Consider the following 8,104-nt stretch of genomic DNA (forward strand, 5'->3'; position numbering starts at 1 on the left):
GCTATGAGAAGAATTATGATCAATGCCTCTCTCTGTGACGGCTGTAAAAACTGCACCGTCGCCTGTATGCAGGCACACAGGGATACCCCTGGAACCGTCTATGACTTAGACCTTACGGATATTCACAATGAATCTCGCAATCACATTGAAAAAATGCCGGACGGCAGTTACCGCCCGATTTTCTGCAGACACTGTGATCTACCGGAGTGTGTCATGTCCTGCATGAGCGGCGCCCTCTCCAAAGATCCGGAAACGGGAATTGTCTCTTACGACGAAAAAAAATGCGGCTCTTGCTTTATGTGTGTCATGAACTGTCCTTACGGCGTTTTAAAAGCAGACACCGCAACCCATACAAAAGTCGTCAAATGTGATTTTTGTATGAAGGACGATGCAAAGCCAAACTGCGTGAAATCCTGTCCAAAGAAAGCAATCTATGTTGAGGAGGTGTCTTTATGATTCATGTAATTATCGGAGTCGGCGCTGCCGGTATCACCGCCGCAAAAACAATCCGTGAAAATGACCCGGATGCTGCTATCACAATGATTTCAACGGATGAGCATGTACATTCCCGCTGTATGCTCCACCGCTATCTGAGTCATGAGCGTAATGAGGATACGTTGTCCTTTGTAGAGCCGGACTTTTTTGAGACTTATCGGATTCAATGGAGAAACGGTGTCTCTGTCCGCACCATCGACACCGCAGAACAGGTCGTTGTTCTCAATGATAACACCTGCTGTTCCTATGACCGTCTGCTGATTGCAACCGGAGCAAACAGCTTTATTCCTCCGGTCGGACAGTTTCGGGAAGCTAATAATGTCTTTGGCCTTCGTCACCTGTCTGATGCGCAGGCAATCCGGTCTCTTGCTGATCAGGCGAACCGTATCCTTGTAGTTGGTTCCGGATTGGTCGGCATGGACGCTGCATACGCATTTTTAGAGCGGGGGAAAGATGTAACCGTTGTAGAGATGGCAGACCGCATTCTTCCGATCCAGCTGAATGAGACCGCCGGCAATGCGTACAGAACTTTATTCGAATCACATGGCTGCAAATTTCTTCTCGGCAAAAAAGCATCAGAGACACATATGAACGAAGCCGGCGCAATTGATTTTGTTCTCCTTGATGATGGAACGAAAATTGACTGCGACCTGGTGATCGTTGCAGCCGGTGTCCGCCCTGCCGTGGAATGTGCCCTTGATACTCCAATTCATGTAGACCGCTTTATTCAGGTTTCTGATACCATGGAAACAAACTGCCCGAATATTTATGCGGCAGGAGATGTAACCGGTCTTTCCGGAATCTGGCCAAATGCAATGAAGCAGGGACAGATTGCTGCGCTCAATATGTGCGGAATACAGGCGGAATACACAGACCGCTACGCCATGAAAAACACAATGAACTTCTACGGGCTCGTCACACTCTCCCTCGGTCGCGGTGTTGCCGAGGAAGGCGATATCGTGCTTGAGGAGGAAGATGCTCACAATTACAGACGTGCCATCATCAGAGATGGAAAGCTTGACAGCATCTTACTACAGGGAAAAATTGACTATTCCGGTATTTATCAGTATTTAATCAAAAATCAGATTGATTTATCCGGAAAAGAACAAGATATTTTCCATCTTTCCTTTGCCGATTTTTATGGAGTCAAAGAAAATGGAGCGTATTGCTATCAGATATAACGTATAATGAAAGCGGCTGTGAGTTTGCCTCATAGCCGCTTTACATATTATGATTCTATTTTTCGTCTTTTTCTCATCACATACAACAATACTGCTACTCCCACAATTCCTGCGACTGGAACAGCAATGGCTGTAGTGTCTCCCGTTTTTACACTCTCCTTTTTGTGAGATGTATCAGAAGTTCCCTGTTGTTCGGAATCTCCCGAAGTGCCCGGATTCGGATCCTTTTTATCTTCTTCTCCGCTCTCTTTATCCTTGTATGTAAATTCAAATTTGTTCAGCTTTTCTAAGATTTCAGATACCTCATTCGGTGTTGCATTTGGATTGTCCAATACATTTTTCGCCTGTTCTCTAAGTCCTGTAAACTCTTTCCATGACTCATCCGTCGCCTGACCTTGTGTCATATCTTTAATCTTATCATACTTTTCTTGAAGTGCAGTCTTATCCGCACGCAGTCCGCTGATTCGCTGTTTCAAAATGGCCGTCTTTTCATTTACCTCATCCTGTGTATATGTGCCATTTAACAATACCTCTGCTTCTATGATACCCTGCTGCAGTGCCTCAAAACTTTCTTTTGTGTATCCCTCCGAAGAAATTGCTTTCGCTGTCTTAATGACCTCTTTCAGTTCCGATATATCTACCGTCACTTTCTGGAGATTTTCCCTTGCCGCTTCTACTTCCGCTGCTTTATCGTTCATCTCAGATGTACAGGTCTCTTCATCTAGTTTTTTCAAAAGTTCTGTTGCACTTTTTACAACTTCTTGAAGCGCAGTCCAGCTTTCTGTTGTATACTCTTTTTCATTCAGACCCTCACAAAGCTTCAATTCTTCTTCAAGCTTGCATCTATCCACCATTTCTTTCTTTTCTTTCCGAATCGTCAGTGCGCCAACCTCAACCCAGCCTCTTTTATCCTGTGCCTGTGTGCTTTTTCCCACTCGCTCAAACTGAATCGTATACGAGTCTTCTGCAAATTCCTCCTGCATCAGCTCTGTTCCTTCCACTCGGTTTTGCGCATATGTATCAATCTCTTCCTGATAAATTTGTTTTCCGGATTGATCCTGAAGCGTCACCCGAATGACTCCGTGGTCATCTCCTTTTACAGTCGGAACCTGTATGAAATGTCCGGTATATTCATACGTCAACGGTCCCGCATTGTCATCTGCTGTCGCCTTGAATTTACCTGCATGAATCCATTTATCAGAGCCTTGCAGCTCTCCTGAAGGAACCTGTATCTCTTCAAATCCTCCCTGTTCCAAATTATCTAATGCTTTTTGCAGTTTCTGCGCTGTCTGATCGACTGTAGGCTGCTTTGCACTCTCATCAGCCAAAACTTCTTTTGCTTCTGCAAGCACTTTCTTTAACTGGTACAAAGACTCATTTGTATACTCGCCTTTCAGCGCTTCTTCTGCCCGTGCAATCAATGTCTCCAGCGCCGATTTATCTGTCTCCCCAAAGCCAAGACGGTCATATCTATTTGATAAAAATTCGGTTCTGGAATCCATCAAATCCTGTGATGCTTTCAACATTTCTTTTCCATCTGAAATGCTTTCTTCAAATGCATCTTTTAGTTCCTGCGGTGCATTTACATAATAGTCTGATGTACGGTCTGCTTCCTCTGCCAATCCAATCATGCTCTCCAATTCTGCTGCGTCACCAGCTTTATCTGCCGGAACACCTGCACAAAGTGGTGTCACCTCATACAGAGATGGTTCGCCTAAGAATCCTGCTTTCAGTATCACTTTTACAGAATCCGTATTGATCTCCGGAAATTCCGCTAAGTAATATGCATGATACCCTTCGCTGTTTCCATCTACATCTCCCACCTTATCATTGATATCCCCCATCTTTGTACCTTCGTACACTGTCTGGTAGGTTCCATCCACAAGCGCTTGAATTTCAAATGCACCAATCGCATTATTTCTTGACACAAAGAGGTCAAATTTCATCTGGCTGAGTAGCTCTGCTTTTGCAAATGTCAATGTGAGCTCCATCGGTTTGGAAGTATCTACACCTTTTGATGCCCATCTTGTCGCCGGATTTCCGTCAATCATCTTCTCTTTTGCATAAGTATCTCCCCAATGGTTTTCATGGGATACTACCAAATCTTTAACGGAAATACCTTCTGTCATATATTTCTTTGTATATACCTGACTGACTCTCTGCTCTTTATAGAACAATGCTGCTCTGACAACAGTGTCCTCCTGATCACTCAACTGAAGTGGTTTCTCGTAGTTTTCTGATGTCTTTCTCGGAATACTTCCATCTGTTGTATAGCGGATCTCATAATTTTTAGCATTCTCACTCTTACTCAAAGTAAGCGCCCGGTCCTCCCCAATGATTCCGGAATCTTTACTAAATGAAATCACCCGGTTCTCCATCTGTTTTTCTAATTGTGCCGCGGTATCAGTAAGCTGACTTTCTGCCTTCTGATAGTATTCCATATCCCCTGTGTTTTCCAGCAATGTATTGCGCAATTCTCTCAACTGATTGTAAATAGTATCAATCTCATTGTAGGCAAGCCCATCCTGATCAGTCAGATAATATACGTTCTCTGCTTCTTGCAGATATGTGCGGTATAATTGATCCATCTGTTTTGCTTTTGTCAGAATACTTCCCAGTTCTTTTGAAGAACGGTCAATCGCCGACTGCAGTTCTTCTTTAATCTTGATCAGATCCGGATGGAGTTGTTTTAAAAATGCTGTTGCCTTCTCTTTCAATTCCTCCACATTCGTCTCAGACATATAATCAATCCAGACAACACTTCTTTTGATACAGGTGCTACCGGTACAAAAGTCAATCCCTCTTTTGCATCTTTCAACGCTTTCAATGCATCTTTAAATTCTGATGGGTGTACCGGTGTTGTCTTGTTCTTTTCAATCAGCTGTTCCACTGCTTCTTTTGCCGCAACAAAATTATTCCAAGACTCTTCTGTATAGATAGATTTATCTGTTGCATTGATAAAGTCATTTTCTGCCTGCACTGCGAGCATACATTCTTCCATTGCAGACGGATTGTATACAAGCGCTGATTTTGCCGCCTCTAAATCTGCAAGTAATTTTTCTACATCTGCTACTGATGTATTATCCGCATTTTCCATTGCTGTTTCATCGCACTTACTGCGTTGCTGTATACACGCCATGTTCTTGCTGTGTAGTTCTCAGAATCTTTCAGCGCCTTGTCCAATGCTGCCTGCAATTTTGACATATCGCCTTTCAACTCTTTGTCTGCCACTGCATTTTTAATTGCAAGTACTGCGCTGTCAACGCTTCCTTTGCTTGCATGTTCGCTGTCATATACTTTCTGACCTGCTGCAATTGCCGCATCATATGCCTGCTTACTGTCTGTTGTCCAAGAAGAAGTATCTTCTTTGTTGTCTAACAGCTTTTTCAGTTCTGCTTTGTCCACATTCACAGTATCTGTTTTTGCAAATACTAATTCTGTGATAGATGGTGTCACATTTTTCCACTCTAATTTCACATCTAAGAGAACGGTATCTTTTTCTAATACGAACTCATTTACTGTCTGTGCAAGCGTTCCAAGTGTAATCCATTTGTCCGGATTTTTCAATGTGCGGGCTTTTACAGTCGCATTGGAAATTGCGTCTGCTCCCTGAATGATCTTAATCACATTGACATTGTTATTGTCAGAAACTGTATAGTTCAATGTTCCTGTTTCTTTTGCCGGAACAAATGCTGTAGACAAATCAGCATCTACCATGTATGCATATTTTCCGTTTCTTGTATCCAGACAGTCACTTTCAAATGTCGGGTCGTTCACTGTCGGCATATACTCACCGCCATTGATCTTAAATTCCTGGAATCTCACCCATTTATCTGAACCTACTTTTGTTCTTGTAATCTCAAACTTGATAAAACGAGCTTTCTGGTTGATATTTTCTTCCAATTTTGCATTGTAAGAAGTCTCATGTAACGGAAGTACATCATTGATATTATCTTCGTTTGAAGCTTCGCCTTCATTTTCTTTATCCTGATTACCGATTGTCATCACATCTGTCCACTTTTGACCATCTGTTGATACTGAAATCTTTGCGTGATGTGGGAAATCAATCTCACTGTCTCTACATACTACTTTCAATGTCTTCAGGTCAATTGTCTGTCCCAGATCATAGACAAATTTTGCGCCCTGATTTTGGCTTCCCTGATAGATAACCTGTGTCGTGCGGTCTCCGTCAAACAGGTTTGTTGCCGGATTGCTTGCCGCCTCACCGATTGCAAACGTTGTCTGATCAGCTACAAGTGATTTTTCATAAATCTCAAATGTCTTCAATGACAACTTCTGAATATCGAATGTTTTCTTCGCATCTGTCTTGTTGATGAGACGTACATAACGTGCATCTACATCAAATTCTCTGAAAGCAATCCAGCTCTCCTGATTTTCCTGATTTTCCAGACGAACATACTGTGCCTTGATGTTTTTGTCCGAAAGATCTACCTGAATATGTCTTGTATTTTTAAACGGCTCTACACCCGGAATATCCTTCCAGTCTGTTCCATTTACTGAATACTGCAATTTTACCTAACGTGATTGGCTGTGATAATTTCACTCCGACATAGTCACCTTTGATTGTAGTATTTGCCGGATTTCCATTCTGTCTTACATTATACCAGATTGATGTCTGTGTATTTTCGTCAATCAAGTTACTTTCTTCTCCTTGATATGGAGCCCATCCGTCCTGTGTACGGATGACTTCTTTCGTAAACTCAACTCCTGTCTCCGGTGTTGTGGATACTTTGAATTCTCTCATAGATGGCCATTTATTGCCTGAGCCTTTTTGTGTACATTCATAACGTACTGCCACAACATTCTCAATCTCGATACCGGATACATCTACACGCTCATCCAAAACATGTTTTTGGATATTTTTTCGACATACTTTTGGATATTTTCATAGTTAATTTCCTGTTTCCTTTAATTTTGACTCATCTGTAGTTTGTGCGTCAATGCAGACTGCATGGATGGCAAGCCGCTTGCTGTATCCGTTCCCTGTACAGGTAGAAAGTGTCAGTATCTTGTTACTGGTCTGCGGCTTTACTCCTGTATCAACATCGGAATCTTTTATCATCTGGTCGATAAATTTCTGATACTCTTCGCCCGGCTGGTATCCTACTTTGTATACATCACCGCCATTGACTGCATCCTCATAAGAGAAGATTCGATAACGGTAGGCGGTTGTCTCAGAATATACAGTGAAGTATTGATTCTCTTTCCAGAAACCGTCATCCTTATATTTTTTCAGGCTCCCGAACATGCTTCCGTCATTCATATTATGACCGTAGATAATGTTGTAATAATCCGAAAAATCAGATTTGTTAAGGCCTTCCAAAAAGATACATCCTGCGATGTGACTGTTGCCATGCAGGTCGGTTCTCAGATATTTCTGATTGTCTCCTGAATACAGAATTGGATAATTGATGCCAAGTTCATCCTGATTATCAAACCGTATCCATCCGATGACATCTGGATTCTCAGCTTTCAACTTGTCAAACTCTACTTTTACATCTGTAGCCCACCAGTCTTTTTTCTTCTGCTTTCCATCATCTGGTTCGGACTCATCATTTACATACTCTTCGGCAAGTTTGTCATAATCTCTGGCAGATTTCCATCGGTCGATGTATGGGGGCAGGATATGCATAAGTGCTACCCCGATCAAAACCACTGCCAATATGATCCATATCAGCCATCGGTATGAGCTTTTTTTCTTCATGTTGTCTCTCCCATTTTTCCTGTTAGTTCTCTCGAACCACTATCGTCATTATGGAATGTGTGGTCAGAATTGTCAATCTTTTTCTTCTGGCGTACTGTCTGTTGCCTGTCCGTCTGCCCCTATCTGTCTATCTGCTCCTGTTTCTCCATCTGCTTCTGCCTGTCCGTCTACGAGGTCGTAGCTCATATCGAGTAAATCCAGAACTTTTGAATCGCTGACAGAACCGTCCAGCGGAACTGCCAGCCAGTGCTTCTGATCCATGTGCTTTGCCGGAGCAAGATGGTACATTTCGATGTAGTTGCCTATCATGTCCGGCTCTGCCTGAACTTCCATGAAAGTTGTTCTTTCGGCTGATTGGTAAAAGATGACATAAGGTGCGGCAGTTCTTGGGTTTTTGAAGATGGTGACGGGGTATCCGGATTTGGTGATGGTGTCTGGATGGACGGGGTATTGCTTTTGGATGTATGTGAATATTTCTTGTTGGTTCATGGGGATTCCTTCTTTTTTCTAATGAATGGATGACCTCTTGCCATCCATTATCATTTATTATAACTTTTCTGATTCGCTTATTACAATAGCTTTTTTAACAAGTCTCTGTTTTTGAAGCAAAAGAAAACTACCAGTTTTTTCCTCTGATAGCTTTCCATTCCTTCTCTATACCATTTATATTTATTATTATTCTGAATATTTATTATTATTCTGA

At 42.3% G+C, this 8,104-nt stretch carries 8 protein-coding genes; 2 read left to right on the forward strand and 6 right to left on the reverse strand.

Annotated elements, in window-relative coordinates; all coding sequences use genetic code 11:
• The first annotated feature begins 3 nt into the window (after positions 1-3).
• Both DXB52_RS09065 and DXB52_RS09070 read left to right on the forward strand, forming a co-directional pair.
• Positions 4-456 carry a 4Fe-4S dicluster domain-containing protein gene (locus DXB52_RS09065; RefSeq protein WP_022250998.1) on the forward strand — a complete coding sequence of 151 codons (453 nt, stop codon included), beginning with the start codon at positions 4-6 and terminating at the stop codon, positions 454-456.
• Positions 453-1,676 (forward strand): NAD(P)/FAD-dependent oxidoreductase, encoded by a 1,224-nt coding sequence (locus tag DXB52_RS09070; protein WP_004613472.1) that lies wholly within the window; start codon positions 453-455, stop codon positions 1,674-1,676. The genes DXB52_RS09065 and DXB52_RS09070 overlap by 4 nt, the downstream gene beginning before the upstream one ends.
• 47 nt (positions 1,677-1,723) lie before the next feature.
• Here DXB52_RS09070 and DXB52_RS09075 read toward each other — a convergent pair whose 3' ends face one another.
• The 6 genes from DXB52_RS09075 to DXB52_RS17060 all read right to left on the reverse strand — a co-directional run bounded on the left by DXB52_RS09075 (position 1,724) and on the right by DXB52_RS17060 (position 7,734).
• Positions 1,724-4,417, reverse strand: coding sequence for an FN3 associated domain-containing protein (locus tag DXB52_RS09075; protein ID WP_270371240.1), 2,694 nt, complete (start codon positions 4,415-4,417; stop codon positions 1,724-1,726).
• Positions 4,390-4,773 (reverse strand): hypothetical protein, encoded by a 384-nt coding sequence (locus tag DXB52_RS09080; RefSeq protein ID WP_118107029.1) that lies wholly within the window; start codon positions 4,771-4,773, stop codon positions 4,390-4,392. The genes DXB52_RS09075 and DXB52_RS09080 overlap by 28 nt, the downstream gene beginning before the upstream one ends.
• Complete coding sequence (locus DXB52_RS09085) at positions 4,746-6,206, reverse strand: discoidin domain-containing protein (protein ID WP_118107031.1); 1,461 nt, start codon at positions 6,204-6,206, stop codon at positions 4,746-4,748. The genes DXB52_RS09080 and DXB52_RS09085 overlap by 28 nt, the downstream gene beginning before the upstream one ends.
• Complete coding sequence (locus tag DXB52_RS09090) at positions 6,148-6,540, reverse strand: hypothetical protein (protein ID WP_118107033.1); 393 nt, start codon at positions 6,538-6,540, stop codon at positions 6,148-6,150. Before DXB52_RS09090 ends, DXB52_RS09085 begins: the two co-directional genes overlap by 59 nt.
• A gap of 48 nt (positions 6,541-6,588) precedes the next feature.
• Positions 6,589-7,401 carry a class B sortase gene (gene srtB / locus DXB52_RS09095; protein ID WP_117874607.1) on the reverse strand — a complete coding sequence of 271 codons (813 nt, stop codon included), beginning with the start codon at positions 7,399-7,401 and terminating at the stop codon, positions 6,589-6,591.
• A gap of 72 nt (positions 7,402-7,473) precedes the next feature.
• The gene (locus DXB52_RS17060; protein ID WP_237976361.1) at positions 7,474-7,734 is read right to left on the reverse strand and encodes an MmcQ/YjbR family DNA-binding protein; all 261 of its coding nucleotides are present in this window, start codon (positions 7,732-7,734) and stop codon (positions 7,474-7,476) included.
• Positions 7,735-8,104: the final 370 nt, after the last annotated feature.

This window comes from Ruminococcus sp. OM04-4AA, assembly GCF_003462585.1.
In the GTDB taxonomy this organism is placed as follows: Bacteria; Bacillota; Clostridia; order Lachnospirales; family Lachnospiraceae; genus Mediterraneibacter; species Mediterraneibacter faecis.